The sequence below is a fragment of the Streptomyces sp. NPDC057939 genome (genome assembly GCF_042887545.1).
Lineage (GTDB): Bacteria > Actinomycetota > Actinomycetes > Streptomycetales > Streptomycetaceae > Streptomyces.
The window spans coordinates 1-1190 of the sequence record NZ_JBHVPG010000128.1 but is presented as its reverse complement, the minus strand read 5'-3'; the positions used below and the strand labels follow the sequence as shown (position 1 = coordinate 1190).

Below are 1190 nucleotides of genomic sequence, written 5' to 3'. Positions count from 1 at the left end.
TCCGCCGTGTCGATCGTGTGATCATCCGTTTCGCGGGTGATTCGGGTGACGGTATGCAGCTGACGGGTGACCGTTTCACTTCGGAGACGGCGTCTTTCGGCAACGATCTTTCGACGCTGCCGAACTTTCCGGCGGAGATCAGGGCGCCCGCGGGGACGTTGCCGGGGGTGTCGTCGTTCCAGTTGCATTTCGCGGATCACGACATCCTGACGCCGGGGGACGCGCCGAACGTGCTGGTGGCGATGAATCCGGCGGCGTTGAGGGCGAACATCGCCGATGTTCCGCGGGGTGCGGAGATCATCGTCAATACGGACGAGTTCACGAAGCGTCCGATGGCGAAGGTCGGCTATGAGACGTCGCCGTTGGAGGACGGGTCGCTGGACGCCTACAACATCCATCGGGTGCCGTTGACGACGTTGACGGTGGAGGCGTTGAAGGACTTCGGTCTGTCGCGGAAGGAGGCCGAGCGCAGCAAGAACATGTTCGCGTTGGGTCTGCTGTCGTGGATGTACCACCGGCCGACGGAGGGGACGGAGGCGTTCCTGCGGCAGAAGTTCGCGAAGAAGCCGCAGATCGCGGAGGCGAACATCGTGGCGTTCCGGGCGGGCTGGAATTTCGGGGAGACGACGGAGGATTTCGCGGTCTCCTACGAGGTGGCTCCGGCGGGGGCGGCGTTCCCGGCGGGTACGTACCGCAACATCTCGGGGAACCTGGCGCTGTCGTACGGGTTGATCGCGGCGGGTCGGCAGGCGGATCTGCCCCTGTATCTGGGGTCGTATCCGATCACTCCGGCGTCGGACATCCTGCACGAGTTGAGCCGGCACAAGAACTTCGGGGTGCGGACCTTCCAGGCGGAGGACGAGATCGCGGGGATCGGGGCGGCGCTGGGCGCGGCGTTCGGTGGGGCGTTGGCGGTGACGACGACGTCGGGGCCGGGTGTGGCGTTGAAGTCGGAGACGATCGGGTTGGCGGTGTCGTTGGAGTTGCCGCTGTTGATCGTGGACATTCAGCGTGGTGGGCCTTCGACGGGGTTGCCGACGAAGACGGAGCAGGCCGATCTGTTGCAGGCGATGTACGGCCGTAATGGTGAGGCGCCGGTTCCGATCGTCGCGCCGCGGACCCCGGCCGATTGTTTCGACGCGGCCCTGGAGGCGGCGCGGATCGCGCTGACGTATCGGACGCCGGTGTTC

Annotated in this window: 1 protein-coding gene; it reads left to right on the top strand. The window is 65.8% G+C overall.

Annotation, left to right across the window (positions count from 1 at the left end; all coding sequences use genetic code 11):
- Positions 1-1190 (top strand): 2-oxoacid:acceptor oxidoreductase family protein (locus ACFVS6_RS42945; protein WP_389711973.1); only part of this gene is annotated, 1190 nt, incomplete at both ends.